Origin of the sequence: Allomuricauda sp. M10 (assembly GCF_020782875.1) — a bacterium.
In the GTDB taxonomy this organism is placed as follows: Bacteria; Bacteroidota; Bacteroidia; order Flavobacteriales; family Flavobacteriaceae; genus Flagellimonas.
In genome coordinates, this window is record NZ_JAJGBN010000002.1 from 36,146 (window position 1) to 53,391 (window position 17,246).

Annotated in this window: 18 protein-coding genes; 13 read left to right on the forward strand and 5 right to left on the reverse strand. The window is 43.2% G+C overall.

From position 1 onward, the window contains the following. Positions 1-2: 2 nt before the first annotated feature. From LKX84_RS05400 to LKX84_RS05450, 11 genes are all read left to right on the forward strand, one after another. On the forward strand, positions 3-1,514 hold the full coding sequence (locus tag LKX84_RS05400) for an HmuY family protein (RefSeq protein ID WP_228236118.1): 1,512 nt from the start codon (positions 3-5) through the stop codon (positions 1,512-1,514). 195 nt (positions 1,515-1,709) lie between these two features. Beyond that, a complete protein-coding gene (locus LKX84_RS05405) occupies positions 1,710-2,108 on the forward strand; it encodes an arsenate reductase family protein (protein ID WP_228236119.1) in 399 nt (132 codons plus the stop codon). A gap of 48 nt (positions 2,109-2,156) precedes the next feature. Then, on the forward strand, positions 2,157-3,707 hold the full coding sequence (locus LKX84_RS05410; protein WP_228236120.1) for a DUF748 domain-containing protein: 1,551 nt from the start codon (positions 2,157-2,159) through the stop codon (positions 3,705-3,707). Between the two features lie 2 nt (positions 3,708-3,709). Continuing rightward, positions 3,710-4,822 (forward strand): DUF748 domain-containing protein, encoded by a 1,113-nt coding sequence (locus LKX84_RS05415; protein ID WP_228236121.1) that lies wholly within the window; start codon positions 3,710-3,712, stop codon positions 4,820-4,822. Between the two features lie 207 nt (positions 4,823-5,029). Further along, positions 5,030-5,959: a LysM peptidoglycan-binding domain-containing protein gene (locus LKX84_RS05420; protein WP_228236122.1), complete on the forward strand. Its 930-nt coding sequence runs from the start codon at positions 5,030-5,032 to the stop codon at positions 5,957-5,959. Between the two features lie 261 nt (positions 5,960-6,220). Beyond that, positions 6,221-6,967: a hypothetical protein gene (locus LKX84_RS05425; protein WP_228236123.1), complete on the forward strand. Its 747-nt coding sequence runs from the start codon at positions 6,221-6,223 to the stop codon at positions 6,965-6,967. An 88-nt stretch (positions 6,968-7,055) separates the two neighbouring features. Beyond that, the gene (locus LKX84_RS05430) at positions 7,056-7,931 is read left to right on the forward strand and encodes a hypothetical protein (RefSeq protein ID WP_228236124.1); all 876 of its coding nucleotides are present in this window, start codon (positions 7,056-7,058) and stop codon (positions 7,929-7,931) included. 380 nt (positions 7,932-8,311) lie between these two features. Beyond that, positions 8,312-8,881 (forward strand): hypothetical protein, encoded by a 570-nt coding sequence (locus LKX84_RS05435; RefSeq protein ID WP_228236125.1) that lies wholly within the window; start codon positions 8,312-8,314, stop codon positions 8,879-8,881. Between the two features lie 102 nt (positions 8,882-8,983). Further along, positions 8,984-9,490, forward strand: a complete 507-nt coding sequence (locus tag LKX84_RS05440) for a hypothetical protein (protein ID WP_228236126.1) — start codon at positions 8,984-8,986, stop codon at positions 9,488-9,490. 125 nt (positions 9,491-9,615) lie between these two features. Further along, positions 9,616-10,119 carry a hypothetical protein gene (locus tag LKX84_RS05445; RefSeq protein WP_228236127.1) on the forward strand — a complete coding sequence of 168 codons (504 nt, stop codon included), beginning with the start codon at positions 9,616-9,618 and terminating at the stop codon, positions 10,117-10,119. A 255-nt stretch (positions 10,120-10,374) separates the two neighbouring features. Beyond that, a complete protein-coding gene (locus LKX84_RS05450) occupies positions 10,375-11,271 on the forward strand; it encodes a leucine-rich repeat domain-containing protein (protein WP_228236128.1) in 897 nt (298 codons plus the stop codon). Positions 11,272-11,457: 186 nt separating this feature from the next. On the opposite strand, the gene LKX84_RS05455 is transcribed toward LKX84_RS05450, so the two are convergent. From LKX84_RS05455 to LKX84_RS05475, 5 genes are all read right to left on the reverse strand, one after another. Further along, positions 11,458-11,757, reverse strand: a complete 300-nt coding sequence (locus LKX84_RS05455; protein ID WP_228236129.1) for a GIY-YIG nuclease family protein — start codon at positions 11,755-11,757, stop codon at positions 11,458-11,460. A gap of 252 nt (positions 11,758-12,009) precedes the next feature. Beyond that, positions 12,010-13,287 carry a glutamate-1-semialdehyde 2,1-aminomutase gene (gene hemL / locus LKX84_RS05460; RefSeq protein WP_228236810.1) on the reverse strand — a complete coding sequence of 426 codons (1,278 nt, stop codon included), beginning with the start codon at positions 13,285-13,287 and terminating at the stop codon, positions 12,010-12,012. 510 nt (positions 13,288-13,797) lie between these two features. Beyond that, on the reverse strand, positions 13,798-14,661 hold the full coding sequence (locus tag LKX84_RS05465) for a glucosaminidase domain-containing protein (RefSeq protein WP_228236130.1): 864 nt from the start codon (positions 14,659-14,661) through the stop codon (positions 13,798-13,800). Further along, positions 14,658-15,563, reverse strand: a complete 906-nt coding sequence (locus tag LKX84_RS05470) for a 1-aminocyclopropane-1-carboxylate deaminase/D-cysteine desulfhydrase (protein ID WP_228236131.1) — start codon at positions 15,561-15,563, stop codon at positions 14,658-14,660. Before LKX84_RS05470 ends, LKX84_RS05465 begins: the two co-directional genes overlap by 4 nt. Positions 15,564-15,572: 9 nt before the next feature. Beyond that, positions 15,573-15,902 (reverse strand): hypothetical protein, encoded by a 330-nt coding sequence (locus LKX84_RS05475; RefSeq protein WP_228236132.1) that lies wholly within the window; start codon positions 15,900-15,902, stop codon positions 15,573-15,575. Positions 15,903-16,077: 175 nt separating this feature from the next. Here LKX84_RS05475 and LKX84_RS05480 point away from each other — a divergent pair, with 175 nt between their 5' ends. Both LKX84_RS05480 and LKX84_RS05485 read left to right on the forward strand, forming a co-directional pair. Beyond that, positions 16,078-16,239 (forward strand): DUF5522 domain-containing protein, encoded by a 162-nt coding sequence (locus LKX84_RS05480; protein ID WP_228236133.1) that lies wholly within the window; start codon positions 16,078-16,080, stop codon positions 16,237-16,239. A 63-nt stretch (positions 16,240-16,302) separates the two neighbouring features. Further along, the gene (locus LKX84_RS05485) at positions 16,303-16,869 is read left to right on the forward strand and encodes a DUF4136 domain-containing protein (protein WP_228236134.1); all 567 of its coding nucleotides are present in this window, start codon (positions 16,303-16,305) and stop codon (positions 16,867-16,869) included. Positions 16,870-17,246 lie beyond the last annotated feature (377 nt).

Below are 17,246 nucleotides of genomic sequence, written 5' to 3' on the forward strand. Positions count from 1 at the left end.
CAATGAAAAAATCAATTTTACTATCTGCGGTCATGCTATTGTTCCTTTTAGGTTCCTGTAGTGATGACGACTCCAAAGACCTTATCGACTTTACCGTAAGTTTTAATAGCGCTACGGTGAGCACCACTGAGGAAGATACTTCCAAAGATATTACCCTGAATTTCTCAAGGTCTGCTACCGAAGCAGGAACCATTACCATTTCGTACACTGGGGTAAACGCAGAATATGGAACCGATTTTAGCACAGATCCTGCCGGAGATTCCGGGACCATCTCTGTTCCCGTGACCGTGGGCGACCTAAGTGCGACCTTTACATTCAACAAGTTGGCAGATGCCATTGAGGGAACCACAAAAACAGTGACCTTTTCCCTGGACGGATATAGCAATACGGATTGGTCCAATGGATCCACCTCTTCCACTATGGTAAGCTATACCGAAATTGCCGCTACCGAAGGCGTAGTGGATACGGAAAATGGAGGATCTAACATACCCAACCAAGTGTATTTTGACTTCAGCTCTGCCACACAGACTGCCGTTAAAAGGGATACTTGGGAACTTGCCTTTTACAATGGCACCGAAAATAGGGTGTTCCTGAATTCCTCTCTTTTGGTTTCCGCGGTGGAATTGACCGGTGTGACCGACTTGCTTTCCATTACTGAGGATAGCGAGATTGATGCCCCAACAGACTTGTATACCCTTAATTTCTCCACCTATCAACAAGATCCGGTAACCGTAAGTACCGTTTCTGAATTATTGGTTGGGCTTCCTGTGGGATATACCCAATATGGGAATATAGATGAAGGCATCGTGTTCACGGATAATAAGGAAGGGGCCTTGGAAGGTACTGCTTTTGCAGAAGTGTCTACCACAGCTGGTGAAAACTACGTATACCTTGTAAGCTTAGGAAAAGAAATCCCAACCGAGCCCGCTGATCCAGGTAGTATTTCCACAACTGGTGGGGATAGAGGATTCATGAAGGTCAGGATCTTGACCGATGGGAACAGTTATACCATACAATATGCGGAACTGAACGAGACCGAAAGTTATTCAGAAATAACGGTAGCCAAAGATACCAACTACAACCTAACCGCCTTTAGCCTAACGGATGGACAGACCGTAAGTGTGGAACCAGCGAAAGGCCAATGGGACATCAACCTTAGTGGGGTGTTTTCCTATTATGGGGACTCAGGGGGTATTGTTGCCGGCCTAACATATTCCGATTATGTTTTGCACAACACCTTGGGCGATGTAGGAGTATATCAGGTTGTTGTTGAGGGAGATGTACCTTCCTACTCCAACTTTGGCATGGCCGATGTGGACGAAGCCTCTTTTGAGTATGACAACAGGGCCCTGATCGGTAGCGGCTGGAGAGATGCCTTTGGTGGCACCATCTATGAAGACCGCTATTATGTGCTTAAAGATGCTGATGGCAATTACTACAAGTTCAGGTTCACCGCTTATGTGAGTGCCGAGGGTGAGCGTGGCAATTACCAGTTCACCTACGAACGTTTATAAGAATCATTTATTCAGTGCTCAAGGCATAACCGCGCCATTCCCTTTGTTATCAAATCCATTCTTGCGGTTATGTTGAGTTAGTTTGTGTGAGAAGCGGGGCCTTGGTCCCGCTTTTTTCTTTTTTACGATACGATTAAAACCGATTGCGTCAACCCTTCCTCCCTATCTGTGGTACCTTGCTGTTAAAACACACAAATGCAGAAAGATATGGGAGTCATAGCAACGAACAAACGGGAATTGAATCTATACTTTAACGCCGATAGCAGCATCGGGATGCAGACTTTGGCCTTTGTGGAGGCCTCCAACAAAAAGGTTTTGGCCGTGGATTTGTCCAAGACCAAGGTCACAGGAACCCAATGGGCCGAACTGGCCGATCTTTTGCACATCCCCATAAAAGATTTGATCAACACGGAACACCCTGATTTTATACAAGCGTATGGCAAAAACCACGACTTGGCAAGTGATGACGATTGGCTCAAGATATTGCAAAAGAATCCAAAGGTGGTGAGCCAACCCATTTTGGTAAATGGCAACAAGGCGATGCAGGTGAACACCCCTTCGGACGTGTTGGCTTTTTTGGGAGAAATAAGCTAAATCCGCAATATCTCGCGTAGATACTACAACGAACCCATTCGGAAAGATATGACGGCAAGCCAAAAATCACGAATAGCAAAAATAGGAATAGGAATTCTGGTGGCCCTTTTGGTTGCTGGGGTTGCCGCCCATTTGTGGCTTACCCAAAGGGTAAAGTCGATATTGTCCGAAGAAATCCCTGCCCACATCCACCTTAACTATGAAGGATTGACCACCAATGTATTCTTGGGGAACATCAAGTTGAAAAATGTCAAGGTTCAGGATAGCACAACATCATTCCACTTAAAGGCGGAAACTGTTTCGCTTTCTGGGTTGAAATACCTACCCCTTCTTCAAAAGGGTAATATCACTATTTCAGAATTTCTGGTGGAATCACCACAAGTCACCTATCAAAAGAAAAAAACAGAACATGATTCCATTACGTCCAGTCAGAATCAAAGGGAACCAAAAAACATCAACATCCAAAACTTTCGCATCCATAACGGACAATTGAAACTGCTTCAACCCGATTCCGATAGCACCTTGGCACAACTTGAAGGCGTGGAGGTCTTGGTAACCGACATCATTCACAGCGCTGAAATTGCTTCCCAATCATTGCCCTTCACCTTTGGTGAATATGAAATTGAAACACAAAAAGGGTACTACGATTTAGGCCCTTTGGAAGATTTGCAATGGCAATCCGCAAAACTCAATACCACGGAAGGAAGCATTCAAAAATTGCAATTGCATACCAAATACAGTTGGGAGGAACTCTCCAAAAAGCTGGCCGTGGAACACGACCACTACAATTTGGTCATCGACTCGGTCCTGTTAAAGCAACCGGATTTTGGCATGACGGACCACTCGCCCAAATTCCATCTGGAAGCTCTGGAACTCCACCACCCCATTTTTGAGGTGTATCGGGACAAGTTGTTGCCAGACGACACCACCCATAAAAAATTGTACAACCAGGCGTTGCGCGACCTCGATTTTGATTTGCTCGTGAACACTATCCACATTTCCGAAGGAATGGTCGCCTACGAAGAACGGTTGGAGGCCGATGTAGAACCTGAAAGTCTTCGGTTTACGGATATTTCGGCCACCATCCGCAACCTGCATAGCAAAGGCAGTGGCATGGTCTCGGTGGCCGCCCAATCCCAATTGATGGGCGACGGGCAACTGACCTTGGATTGGTCCTTCGATCCGCAGAGCCAGAGCAACGACTTTTTGGCCTCTGGTTCGCTGAAACAGTTCCGAACCGAAAACATCAGTCCGTTTTTGCGAACCAACCTTGGTGCAGAGGTAAAAGGGACCATCGATCAAATGTATTTTACCATCAGTGGTAATGAAACGGAATCGCAGGGCGATATGAAAATGGCCTATGACCAATTTGAGTTCGTGGTGCTGAAAAAGGATAAATTGGGCGTGAACAAACTGCTCACGGCCCTCGTGAACATCTTTGCCAAGGAAAGTTCCAAGGCCGATCGCGACGGGTTCCGGCACGGGGATTTCAAAGTAAAACGCCAACCTGATAAATCGTTCTTCAACTACCTGTGGCTGAACGTAAAAAGCGGTTTGGTGGACACCATGACGGGCAAGGGCAAACAACGAAAAAAATAACCATGGCGAAGCAAAAGAAAAAAATATACAAGCGCAAACGGTACGTACTGCCCACGATCCTGATCGTGTTGCTCCTCGCGTTCCGCTTGGTGCTGCCCTACATCGTAAAAAACTACGTGAACAAGGTTTTGGCCGACATTCCCGGCTATTATGGCCATGTGGAAGACATTGATTTGTCGTTGATCACGGGGTCGTACACCATAGATCGGCTGTACCTGAACAAAGTAAATGCCGGTTCCCAGATTCCCTTTCTCGATTTTGAAAAAACGGGCATTTCCGTGGAGTGGAGTTCTCTGTTGAAGGGCAAGGTGGTGAGTGAAATCAACATGACCCGCCCCACGGTCATCTATGTGTTCGAGGACCAACAGAAGGAAAGCGAAGGCGATGCCGATTTTGATGATTGGACCAAGGCCTTGACGGACCTAGTGCCTATTGACATCAACAAATTGGAAATCCATGGTGGCAAAATGGCCTTTGTGCAGCTTTCGGCCGATCCTAACATAGACTTGCACCTTGAAAAAATTGAACTGTATGCCACCAACCTCCGCAATGTGGTGCGCAAAGAGGCCAAACTGCCCAGCAACCTGTCTGCCGATGCCATCAGTATTGGTGGGGGCAACCTGCATTTGGAAGGCCAGATGGACCTCGTAAAGCAGATCCCCGACATGGACCTTGCCCTGTCCCTTGAAAATGCGAACGCCACCGCCCTTAACGACTTTACCGACCACTATGCGGGACTCGATTTTGACAAGGGCACCTTTAACCTGTACAGCGAACTCGCCATTGCCGATGGCTACCTGAAAGGCTACCTAAAACCCATTTTAAAGGACACCAAGCTCATTGGCAAGGAAGATGCCTTTTTGGAGACCCTCTGGGAAGGATTTGTGGGCTTTTTTAAGTTTGTGTTGAAGAACCACAAGGAAAACACCCTCGCTACCAAAGTCCCTATTGAGGGCAACCTGAACGATGTAAAGACCAAGATCTGGCCCACGGTGACCAACATCTTCAAAAATGCCTGGATCAAGGCGTTCAAAGGGATCGTGGACAACGACATCGAGTTTGAAAAGGTGCAGGAAACCGCCAAGCAAAAAAGCTCAAAGGACAAAAAGGGTTAAGGGTTTTGGGTTGAAGGTTTCTGATTATTGTTTATTGGTCATTGCTAATTGTTCATTGTAAATTGTAGAATTCCCCTAGTTTTTTTATGGTTTTTACCCCATTCCAATTAGTTGAATATTAGTAATTTGCACAACATAATCCCGCCCCTTTTTTATTCCAGCTTAAGTACCCATTGCATATGGTTTCGTATACTAACCCATTAGGTGATGAGAAACGTTGTTGCAATCATTTTATTTCTGATGTCCACTTCCCTATTCGGCCAACAGACCGATACTATTGGGGAGTACTTTCTACAGCCCATTGAAGTACAAAAAAATGACAACCTATGGCAACTGGCGGAAAGACACTACCAGGACGGGCGGCAATACTCCAAATTCTGGACGGTTTCCAAAACCAAGGGACTTACGAATAACCCAGACAGCATTTACCCGGGTATGGTACTCTACAAACTTGCCAAAAGAACCCGGTTGCCTGATTATCATGAGCATAAGTTCGATTCGATTTATGCAGCTTTATTCAAGCAAAAAAGAGATTTGGATTCATTGAGTGTTAAAATAAACAAGATAAAAAAAGAAGTTAACGAACTAAACAAGGATTTGGTACTATCCATGTCTCAAAAAACTTGGCGCATACTTGTGAGTATTATTTTGGGCATTATATCCTCACTCATTGCAAGCAAAATTTATGACCGTTTTGGACCAAAAAATAAAAATAAATGGGCCGCCATTATACTACCAGGGCTACTTACTACATTACTATTTCTTACTGGGTTTGATGTGGATTGGGATATTCAATTGTTTGGGAATAATCCGTTGATACAGAAATGGGGGTATAGCACTCTTTTAGTTGTATTGATAGTTCTAGTTTTTTTGGCATTGTCAGGCAAAGAAGATCAACAAAATAAACCTATAAATACTTCTCAACTCCAAAATGTTATACCAGAATTTTACAAGTTTTTATTATCCGGTAAAAAGACTTCGATTGAATTTAAATATTGGATTGAACTCTGGGAAATGTATGGGGAAGAAAAGCTTTCGATCGAGATTCAAAACCTCCGCAATGCAAGAAGAAAACAAGAAAAAGAATTGATAGCAGATAATATAGAAAGCATGCTAAAATCAATAATCAAGAAATAAGTGATTACGGTTTTCCGTAAGGCCAAATGTTTGGGAATTAGTATTTTGGTTACTCCCCTTAAAGCTTACTGGGACACATTTATGCTTTGCATAAAGAAGATTAAATGCCTCTATAAGAATGCTTTTGGGATTTTTATGGTCTATATAAACAAGTTGTACGCAATATGAGCAAGAAAAGTGAAATTTAGATTAGGAAATTGGAAAATCGACTCAAGTAGTCTTGTTAGAGTTCATTGGAAAAAATACTATCCAAAACTAATCGTGCACGAAAAATTTGAGAAACCCGTAAAGTGGATTTTGAGAATTATAACGGTAGTCGGAATTACGACAAGTTTTCTGACTTTACCATATTGGGCGGGAATAGTAATATCCTTTGCTTTATTTGGAATTGAACAGTTTTTTGAAAAGACTCTTTTTGAATATTCTGTGATGATTCTTCAACCATTCCCAGAGTTTGAAATTGATTATGACCAATGGTTAACAAACGGATATTTTTTATTGAATCCAGAAATTGAGAACCACGCAGGTTATTTAAATTATTTCGGACCTGCTTATGCGGACAAAGAATATGCCATAAAATTCTTCAATTATATCAGATCTTGGAATCAAGACAATGATGAAGATAAAGAAAATAATATTTGCATTTCATTCATAATTGAAAGTGATGTCAGTTACTCGACTTATTTATATGCTAATCCTAACAGGAAATGGCTCGACCCAATGTTTGCGGAATATAAAAAATCGGTTGAACTTGAAAAATATGGAAAGCAACAGCAATCAATGGTAATGCAAATGGTCTTTTGGAAAAACCTAAAGATGAAACAAGGTATGTTTTTCCATAAATTTAGAAAACAACAAAAAGATGACGAACCATTTTATTTTGTTCCTTTTTACATTGATGATGGGAATCCAATTCCAATACAAGAATTAAGAGTTTGGAAAACTCATTATAAAATTAAAGGGCGTTCTAAACTAACACCAAACGAAGTTGAATATCATCATAAATAATAAAATACTGCACAGGACAATGGCTATAAGTTATTACTTATCCTGGATACTGCAGTCTAATAATCAATTTGACCCAAAATAACAAAAAATGGGATTTCATATCATCAACATAGAGAATGGCCGCTTAAAGCATGATTTTGTAGTTTCTTTTGAAGAGTTATCCTATATTGATTTTATCACTGAGAATTCTGTAATCTATCAAGGTGAAGAACACTGGAAACCATTCAAAATTTCGGAGTCAGAAAAATACTGTCATTTTGCAAAAGGCTGGTATAGGACAGGGATACGAGCACAAGAACTTTTTAAAGACCAAGCCATGGCCTTCGGTCTAATTTTGGAAGAATTAAATCAAGATCAGAAAAGCTTCATATCATACACGAGGAACGCAAAAAAACTATCCATAAAAAGAGGTGATTTTCTTGTCAGGAATTATGCAAATATTGAAGTTGATGTTAAATGTAGAGGGTTCAGGAGATATAACGGTGAAATATGTTTTGACTTCAAATGTGAAGACGCCGATAAGCATTTTAACATGCAAACTTTTACAAAAACCCCAGTCTTAATTGCAGTATATGAGAATGTAAACAGCAAACCTAGAGATACTGATGTGTACTTTTTTTCAATAAATGACCTAAAAAACAGTCAACTTGAAACTCATCATCGAAGTGATGTTGGAGAGTGTTATCGAATCCCTCTAAGTTTCACAACAAAAGGATTTGGATTTATTGAAGAAACCTTCGCTAAGCATACAGGTGTCAGGGAGAAATCATACACATTAGAAGAAAAAAGAATTAATCATCCCAATGCCTATCTAAAATGGACAGAGCAAGATGATGAAAAACTCGAAATTTTATATTGTGAAGGAAAGACAATAAGGGAACTGAGCGAACACTTTGGTCGCAACAATGGAGCAATAAGGTCAAGAATTGATAAGTTGGAACTGAAAGAAAAATATGATAGCTGATTTTCCCAAAAGTCATTGATTTTCCTATCTCCCCAATCATCATGTCCATCCGCGATGTCATTTCGAACCGACCGAAGGGAGCGTGAGAAATCCCAACCTCAAAAATAGATTTCTCAATCGTCGCTGCGTTCCTCATTTCGAAATGACACGGAACCCACTTGTCATTTCGAACCGACCAAAGGGAGTGTGAGAAATCTCGAAAGGAATAGATTTCTCAATCGTCACTACGTTCCTCATATCGAAATGACACAGAACCCAAATTGTCATTTCGATCGAACGGGAGAAATCTTCCAAGTTATCCCAATCTTCTTATTCAAATTGATTAATTTGATTCTCATTAAAGAGCCAAAACCATGCCCCCTTTCAAAATAATAAACCTATTGATTCTTTTAGTTTTGGTAATCCCCTTGCATTCCCAACAAGCACAAGAAAAAGACCTTTGCTCTCAATTGGTCACCTTGGTGGAGCGGGACCAACAATACCGGGGCACCAATGATATTATAGCCGATCATGTTAACCAAGTATTGGATTCCCTGATCCAAGCAAAAGGGCTTACCCCACAACAATTTGAGGCCCTGCCCGCACAGGAACAAGGCCCAACCAAACAATTGGCCATTAAGATTGCCGGGCAACAAATGAAACCCATTATCACCAATGATTCCTTGGCCCAACTAAAACTGGCTTTAGACCTTGAAAACACCAAAACCCTTATTGATCTGGTGCAAAAACACGGTTGGTTAACTTCCAAAAACTTGGGCTGCAGTCAATCCTCCAAAACGGTCTTGATCTTTAGGCATGCCCCAAAAGTGTACTGGGAGCAGGTTCGTGAAATCATAGAAAATGAAAAGGCCGCCAACCGTATTTCGGGTTATGAGTATTACGTGATCGATAACCATTTAAAGGGCAGGCCACCCATGACCAAAAAGTATGCTGATTTTACAAACGAGTAGATTATCCATACCAACTTTTTGTCATTTTGAAAAGGATAGGAAATTGGTGGTTGCATAAGTAGGTATAAAATTTTATTTTCATAATCACACATAACCACAACTATGAAAAATACCCTTGTATTTCTAGCGCTTATTTTAGCTGGAATTTTTGGCGTTCAAGCTCAAGTTTCCGTTTTAGACAACCTAAGCATAGAGGTACTCAAGGCCAAGGGCGTTTCCCGTAATTTCAATGTACGGTCCTTGAATACATCCAATACAAAGGAACTAACCAAAGTACTTACGCGGTGCCAAATAGAATCTTTGGATGAAGGCCCTGTTGATGTAAATGCATTCTCTTTATTGGACACCAGAAACAAAATCCGATATAAAATGGGGGATTTTAAAGCTTACAGAGCTGTTGGGGGGCAATCCAAAATGATGCTCAACGAAGAAATCTTAAACGAGAAAGGAAAGCCATATGGTGATTTACCTGACTATGACCCCAGCCATATGACTACACTTTTGACGGCTATTCCAATTTGGCCGTACCTGTCAACTTTGGCTCAGGAGGAAGTTACTTTTCCAAAAAGAAAAAACCAAGAATTCTTTACGTGCATTATGATTATGTAGACTATAAAAAATTCACAGCAGAGATATACTTTTACATATTGACCAATCCAAGGTATCAACCAAAGTTTGAGCTATATTATGGTAAAAGATTAGTGAGTGAAGTTGAATTTTAATCCATCCCAAAAATGAAGAATTTAGTATTATCCCTTATCCTTGGTTTCTTTTCTGTCGGCTTTGCCCAAGCCCAACAAACATCAACCCCACCCTCCAAAGAATCCATAGAAATGAAATTGAAATTTTTGGGGTATCGTTTTTACCAAGATGGGGAGCGTCTTTCATGGAAGGAACTCGTTGATGCAACAGAAAGAGCGGAAGAGGCCAATTTGCTCATTAAAAAAGCCAAGACACAACGTTTGATCTCCAATCTTATGGCAGGGGTTGGTGGTTTTATAACGGGAATACCTATTGGGCAGTCAATTCGTGATGACAATCCCAACTGGGAACTGGCATATATTGGTGGCGCTTTGTTTATTGTTTCCTTACCCATTTCATTAAAGGCCTTCAACAATGTCAACAAAGGAGTGGACACCTACAATATTGCCGTTGCCCCTTCGGCTGGTTATCATTTTCAACCAGAAGTATTTGTCATAAACAATCAAAATGGGTTTGGGGTGTCCCTAAGGTTCTAAAACCCTTCCCCACCACCTCAATCGTCCTATCCATCTTCTTTGTCATTTCGAACCGACCGAAGGGAGCGTGAGAAATCCCAACCTCAAAAATAGATTTCTCAATCGTCACTGCGTTCCTCATATCGAAATGACACAGAACCCAAATTGTCATTTTGAACCCTTGTCCCGAACTGTTAAAAAAAACCTAAAGCCTGCCCATTCCGTAACAACCCTATCCTAAAACCGTCTTGTAGGTAATCATCAAAAAACGTAAAAATGAAAAAAGCCTACGCCATCGTAGCCCTGGCCTTGTATTTCCTTTCCGCATGCTCCAAAAGCGACGACCCTTCCGACCCCAACGATACCTACCTACAGATTCCAGACCCGGTATTTGAAACCATTTTGGTGGAACAGGGTATAGACACGGATGGTGCGGTGAACCAACAAATGCTACGCACCGATGCCCAATACGTAAGCCATTTGGACCTTAGCTCTTCGGGCAGTTTTGACGACATCAGCGATTTGACCGGTATTGAAGGTTTCACCGACCTTACCTATCTGTCCGCCGGCGGGCACCAAATAACGGATATCGATTTAAGTGCAAATACCCAATTGGACACCCTGTACCTGCAGGCCAATTATTTGACCAGCATTGACCTGGGCAAGAACCCCCATCTTCTATTGGTGAACTTGGAATCCAATGAACTGGAATCCATGGATGGGTTGTCCAACGCCACCAAATTGAAAAAGCTGTTCCTGTCCTTTAATTACATGGAAGAACTGTATTTGGACAATGCTTCTTTGGAACTATTGCACATGGGGCAAAACGTGTTGAAATCCATCGATATCCGTGGAGCGGTGAACCTCAAGAACCTCTTTATGATCAGCAATGACCTCACCGCTGTTGACCTGAGCAGTAACGTGTTGTTGGAAACGGTATTGCTTTCGGACAATGCACTCCAAACGGTTGACTTTGCACATAACAGCAAGCTTACGCACCTTTATATTTCAAGTAATGCGCTGAACGGTCTGGATGTGAGCAATAACCTAGAATTGGTGGATCTGCGAGCAGACCGTAATCCGACGTTAAGCTGTATCAAAATTGCAGCAGGGCAGGAAATCCTCACCGTATCAAAATCGGATTACCAAGAATTGAACACCGTTTGCCAGTAAAACTGAAATGTACTAGAACACCTTCCCCACTGCCTCAATGGTCTTGTCCATCCAAGATGTCATTTCGAACCGACCAAAGGGAGTGTTAGAAATCTCAACCTCAAATTAGATTTCTCAATCGTCACTGCGTTCCTCATTTCGAAATGACACAGAATCGACTTGTCATTTCGACCGAATGCGAGAAATCTAAACCACTTGATTGTTCAAAAATTCCCAATCTGGATTAATGGAAGAAATCAGCCTATCCTTCTTTTCCCGTCGCCACTTTTTCAGTTCCCTTTCTCTAGCAATTGCCAGTTCAATGGAATCAAATCGCTCATAATAAACCAAATAAAAACAATTGTATCTTCCAGCGAATGATTTCTTTGCATGTTGACTATCAAACTGGTGCTGGGAAAGTCTGTCTTGGATATTATTGGTTACTCCAATGTATAATACGGTCCTTTTTTCATTAGTAGTGATGTAAATGAAATAAGGTGATAGCATACTTAATTTTATATAGATTTCTCAATCGTCACTACGTTCCTCATTTCGAAATGACAACCCTAACGTCATTTCAACCGAACGGGAGAAATCTCAGAACCACTCCAATAGATTTCTCAGTCGTTTCACTCCTTCGAAATGACACGGAATCGATTTGTCATTTCGAACCGACCGAAGAGAGTGTGAGAAATCTCGACCTCAAATTAGATTTCTCAATCGTCACTACGTTCCGCATTTCGAAATGACATGTAGTGACTAAAATACTTTTTTTACCGCCTCAATGGTTCTATCCAAATCCGAATAGCTGAGGGCATCGTTTAAAAAGTAGCTTTCAAAGGCAGAGGGCGGCAAGTATACTCCGTTGTTCAACATCCCGTGGAAGTATTTTTTAAAGGTATCGTTATTTCCCTTGGCCGCACTGGCAAAATCCACCACCGGTTCTTCCGTAAAGTGTACAGAGATCATACTACCAAAGCGGTTGATCTGGTGGGCCACCCCTTTTTCGGTCAAGGTTTCTGCAATGCCCTTGTGCAAATAGGCTGTTTTGTCCGCCAAACTGGTAAACACTTCGGGGTGGTTGTTCAGTTCAGTGAGCATAGCGAGTCCGGCACTCATGGCCAAGGGGTTTCCGCTCAAGGTCCCCGCTTGGTATACGGGTCCTTCGGGCGCCAAGTGCGACATGATTTCGGCACGGGCCGCAAACGCCCCCACGGGTAGTCCGCCCCCAATCACTTTTCCGAACATCACAATATCGGCATCAATGCCCAAGGCTTCCTGCGCCCCGCCCTTTCCCAATCGAAAGCCGGTCATCACCTCATCGAACAACAACAAAATGCCTTCTTGGGTACATAGTGCACGCAAGTCGGCCATAAACCCATCTTGGGGAATAATGCAGCCCATGTTGCCCGGAACGGGTTCCAAAATAATGGCCGCAATCTCACCCTTATTGGCTGCCACCAGAGCTTTTACACTTTCCAGATCATTAAAATTGGCCAGCAACGTATCCTTGGCCGTGCCCTGCGTTACCCCAGGACTGTTGGGACTACCAAAGGTAACGGCCCCACTTCCCGCCTGTATCAAAAACGAGTCGGAGTGACCGTGGTAGCAACCCGCAAACTTGATGATCTTGTCCTTGCCCGTGTACCCGCGCGCAAGGCGCACGGCACTCATACAGGCTTCGGTGCCACTGTTCACAAAACGGATTTTATCCACATTCGGCACCATAGAAACGGCCAGTTGGGCCAGTTCGGTCTCAATTTCGGTGGGCATCCCAAAAGAAGTGCCCTTTTTGGCCTTTTCGATCACGGCATTGATCACGGGTTCGTATGCATGACCCAAGATCAGCGGCCCCCACGAGGCAATGTAGTCGATGAGTTGGTTGCCATCCACATCATAGAGGTAGGCACCTTTAGCCTCCTTTACAAAAATGGGGTCGCCCCCTACCGCTTTAAACGCCCGAACGGGTGAGTTAACGCCTCCTGGAATGTATTTTTTGGCCTCTGCGAACAAGGCACTGCTTCGTTGGTAGATCATATCGTATTCTGTCATTCCCGCGAAGGCGGGAATCTATTTTATGTTTATGGATTCCGCATCGTGCTTCGACTTCGCTCAGCATCCGTGCGGAATGACAAATCGAAGACAAAGGTACATATCCTGCTTATTTCATGGAAACGGATTTTGACTACAATGCATCGTCATGCTGTCCCGATGGCTATCGGGATCGTTTCGGCATCCCATAATAAACTGTAAAAAGATGCTAGTGAGAACCTGAAACCAGTTCAGGTTGACGCGGTAAATGTAAGTCAGGGTGTTTCCTGAGCGGAGTCGAAGGAATATGGAGAACTATTTGCCTGTCATTCCTGCAAACGCAGGAATCCATCATGAACTTGTGGATTCCGCATCGTGCTTCGACTTCGCTCAGCGTCCGTGCGGCAGGCAAGAGTTAAGATTGACGTGGTAAATGTCAGTTCGAGCGGAGTCGAGAACGACATTTCACAGCATATCTCGACTGCGCTCGATATGACAGCTGTTGTAGATAAAAAATTACTGCGCTCTTCGGATGTTGAGTACCTGCCCGATGGAGATGATGTTATCGTTGAGGTTATTGAGGCGTTTGATCTCGTCCACAGAAATGTCATACTTTCTGGAGATGGCATACAGCGTTTCGCCCTTTTCCACCGTATGGGTCACCACTTCTTGAACCACGGGAACTTCATCCGTTGAAGGTTGACGTACGGTTTCCATGGGCGTATCCACTACGGCTTCGTCATATTGGTGCAGGTTGTAACGCTCGATCAAGGCAATCAACTTTTGCGGATATTGCTTATCCGTAGCATACCCCGCCTGCCGAAGTCCATGGGCCCATTTTTTATAATCGTCCCTTCGGTAATCGAACAAAAAGGCATAACGGGAACGTGAGGTCAAGAAAAGACTGTGATCCCTGAACGAAAACATGGGGTGATTGTATTTACGGAAACACTCGCCTTTGGCGTCGTCATCATGAAAATCGAACTCCCCTTCCCAACCTGTATGGCATTTGATCCCAAAGTGGTTGTTGGTTTTCAAGGTAAGCTCCCCGCGACCGGAACCACTTTCCAAAATACCTTGTGCCAACGTGATACTGGCAGGAATACCAAAGGCACGCATTTCGTATTGGGCTACCTCGGCAAAGGTCTTGATGTATTCTTCGGTATTGGAAATGGGAAAACGTTCAAACCTCCCCGGATCCTCTGGCATGGGATACAATTCCGAACCTTCGGCACTGCCATTTGGGAGGGCCGCAGGTTGTTTGGTCTCCGTCCTGCTCACTGTTGGAGCTCCATTTCGGTGGGTGGATCTTCTTTTTTTGGCCCCGCAACTGGAGAGCAGCAGTACTACCAAAAGTGCAAATCCGATTCGCTTGATCATACGTCCAATAAGGGTAAATTCTTCTTTTTCAATACCAGGTTCATGCCCTGAATGCCCTGTAATCCACCGGTATGAATGGCCAAGATTTGGGTATTTCGGGGGAAAACTTTCTGGTTTACAAGGTCAAAAATACCAAAAAGCATCTTTCCTGTGTAAATTGGATCTAAAGGAATTCCAGTTTTGTTTTTAAAGTCGTTGATGAAATGGATGAGTTCCCCCGTCATTTTTGCATATCCACCAAAATGATAATCGGTCATCAATTGCCACCGATCATTATGAGCGAAGTGGCTAATGGACTCGTTTAAAAAATCTCCTTTCAATGCAGGAAAACCTAGCACCTTCTGATGTTTTTGGGAAGCATTGATGAGTCCGGCCACAGTGCTACCCGTTCCCACGGCACAACAAATGACATCGAAAGTTGCATCGGATTCCGTCAATATTTCGGCACAACCCTTCACGGCCAAATCGTTGGTTCCACCTTCGGGCAAGAGATAAAAATCCCCAAATAATTTTTTAAAAGATTCAAGGAAGGATGCTTCTTCTTTTTGACGATAATCCTCCCTCGACACAAAATGGAAACGCATCCCTTGCGCATGGGCCAAGGCCAAAGTTGGGTTATGTTGCCATTGATCCTGTAATTCTTCGCCCCGGATGACCCCGATGGTATGAAAACCGTGTTCCTTACCTGCACAGGCAACGGCCGCAATGTGGTTGGAAAAGGCCCCACCAAAGGTGAGCAAGGTGGAATGGCCCTGATTTTTAGCTTCAACCAGATTGTATTTGAGTTTGCGGTATTTGTTCCCGGAAATCAACGGATGGATGGTGTCTTCCCGTTTGATGTACAGGGTCACGCCCTTTTCTTTCAAAAGGGGATGGTCTATATGCTGATTGGGGGTGTTCAATCCAAAGAATTAACGCGTCAGGTATCGTAAAAAACCAAAGGTTTTCCGCTTTTCAAGATACTGCATATCCTTTTCATGGGCATAGGCCTCGCGCTCAAAGCTGATGTTCTGGTAGGCTCGGTAACTGTCCAGATACAGCAATGTACGCAGCAACCATTCCGAAATGTAGAGGATGTAAAAAGGCAAGATCAACAGTTCGCGCTGTTGACGCAGATGGATACGTTCGTGGTTGATGAGCACCTCATCGTCCTTCAGGGAATCCTCCTTCAAGATGATGAACGGCCATAGGGAAAGGCCCACATAATTTTTATAGAAGACATGTTTAAAAACGAGTATCACCTGAAATGTATCAAAGCTTTCCTTACAAATATAAAGGCATAGCATCCAGAAAATAAGGCCATCCCGATAATAATAGTAACAATTTCGGTGAATAACCCTGTTTTCAAAATCTTAAAACCTTGGTTGCTTTGATCGGAAAGCCGTAACTTTCAGTAACGATAGGGTAATTTCATACATGAAAGAGCACATTCCCTTGGAAGAGGGCGATTTTTACTTTTCGGAAGAGGGATATAGGGTTTTTACGGAGCAGTACCTTTTAAAACGGGGCTATTGTTGCGAAAGTGGTTGCAGGCACTGCCCGTACGGGTACAATCCTAAAACCAATTCGAGACCGTAAATGCCTGATTCGGCATAATATTTGTGCATGTTTTACCAATCTCAAGAATTTAAAAAAAGTACTATGAAAAGTTTAAAACGTATTGCACTGGTCGCCTTCACTCTGGGTCTGTTCGTTTCCTGTAGCTCTGTTCAGGTAGTTTCCGATTACGACAAACAGGCCGATTTTAACACGTATCGAAGCTATGCCTTCTACAAAACAGGTATTGACAAGGCCCAAATTTCCGATCTGGACAAAAAACGCATCTTGCATGCCATTGAAACCGAACTGAGCTCCCGTGGATTTGTAAAATCGGACAACCCGGATGTTTTGATCAGCATTTTCACCAAGGAGCGTGAGCGTGTTGATGTGTACAACAACTACGGTTGGGGTTGGGGCGGATTCTACAATCCCTATGTTTGGGGTCCCGGATGGGGCTGGGGTTGGGGCAACAATGTGAGCACCCGCACCGAAGGGTCTTTGTACATTGATGTGATCGACGCCAACAAAAAAGAATTGGTATGGCAAGGCCGCGGTGTAGGCACCTTGAGCAACACCAAGAGCATTGAAAAGAAAGAGGAACGCATCCAAGAATTTGTTTCCCAGATCTTGAAGGAATATCCTCCCCAAACGGCAGTCGCCGTTAACTAAAATATTAGGAAGCTTTCCAAGCGCAAATCAACGTCATTCTGAATTTATTTCAGAATCTTATGATGGGAACCTGAAACAAGTTCAGGTTGACGAAATGAATTCTTTTTGGAAAGCTTCTTTTTTTGCCTCAACTTTTCCCTAAAGGGAAACCGATAACGATTTCGTATCTTTATGTTTGTTTAAAACTTGTGTGCATTTGGCAGGATCTTTAGGTCAAGACCGCCAATTCGAGTGAAATTCCAAAGGAATTTTGTATCGAGAAATCAAAGATTCAGCGCAGCTAATCGGTTTTGAATCCTGAAATTCTGGTTCTCGATACGATTTTTAAAAAGAAAAATCACTCGAACTGACAAATTTCAGCCCGAATGCATCCGTGA

What these genes read in the sequence shown, in the direction of transcription:
- LKX84_RS05400 (WP_228236118.1), top strand. Translation starts at nt 3, where the DNA reads ATGAAAAAATCAATTTTACTATCTGCGGTCATGCTATTGTTCCTTTTA.
- LKX84_RS05405 (WP_228236119.1), top strand. Translation starts at nt 1,710, where the DNA reads ATGCAGAAAGATATGGGAGTCATAGCAACGAACAAACGGGAATTGAAT.
- LKX84_RS05410 (WP_228236120.1), top strand. Translation starts at nt 2,157, where the DNA reads ATGACGGCAAGCCAAAAATCACGAATAGCAAAAATAGGAATAGGAATT.
- LKX84_RS05415 (WP_228236121.1), top strand. Translation starts at nt 3,710, where the DNA reads ATGGCGAAGCAAAAGAAAAAAATATACAAGCGCAAACGGTACGTACTG.
- LKX84_RS05420 (WP_228236122.1), top strand. Translation starts at nt 5,030, where the DNA reads ATGAGAAACGTTGTTGCAATCATTTTATTTCTGATGTCCACTTCCCTA.
- LKX84_RS05430 (WP_228236124.1), top strand. Translation starts at nt 7,056, where the DNA reads ATGGGATTTCATATCATCAACATAGAGAATGGCCGCTTAAAGCATGAT.
- LKX84_RS05440 (WP_228236126.1), top strand. Translation starts at nt 8,984, where the DNA reads ATGAAAAATACCCTTGTATTTCTAGCGCTTATTTTAGCTGGAATTTTT.
- LKX84_RS05445 (WP_228236127.1), top strand. Translation starts at nt 9,616, where the DNA reads ATGAAGAATTTAGTATTATCCCTTATCCTTGGTTTCTTTTCTGTCGGC.
- LKX84_RS05450 (WP_228236128.1), top strand. Translation starts at nt 10,375, where the DNA reads ATGAAAAAAGCCTACGCCATCGTAGCCCTGGCCTTGTATTTCCTTTCC.
- LKX84_RS05455 (WP_228236129.1), bottom strand. Translation starts at nt 11,757, where the DNA reads ATGCTATCACCTTATTTCATTTACATCACTACTAATGAAAAAAGGACC.
- hemL (WP_228236810.1), bottom strand. Translation starts at nt 13,287, where the DNA reads ATGATCTACCAACGAAGCAGTGCCTTGTTCGCAGAGGCCAAAAAATAC.
- LKX84_RS05465 (WP_228236130.1), bottom strand. Translation starts at nt 14,661, where the DNA reads ATGATCAAGCGAATCGGATTTGCACTTTTGGTAGTACTGCTGCTCTCC.
- LKX84_RS05480 (WP_228236133.1), top strand. Translation starts at nt 16,078, where the DNA reads ATGAAAGAGCACATTCCCTTGGAAGAGGGCGATTTTTACTTTTCGGAA.
- LKX84_RS05485 (WP_228236134.1), top strand. Translation starts at nt 16,303, where the DNA reads ATGAAAAGTTTAAAACGTATTGCACTGGTCGCCTTCACTCTGGGTCTG.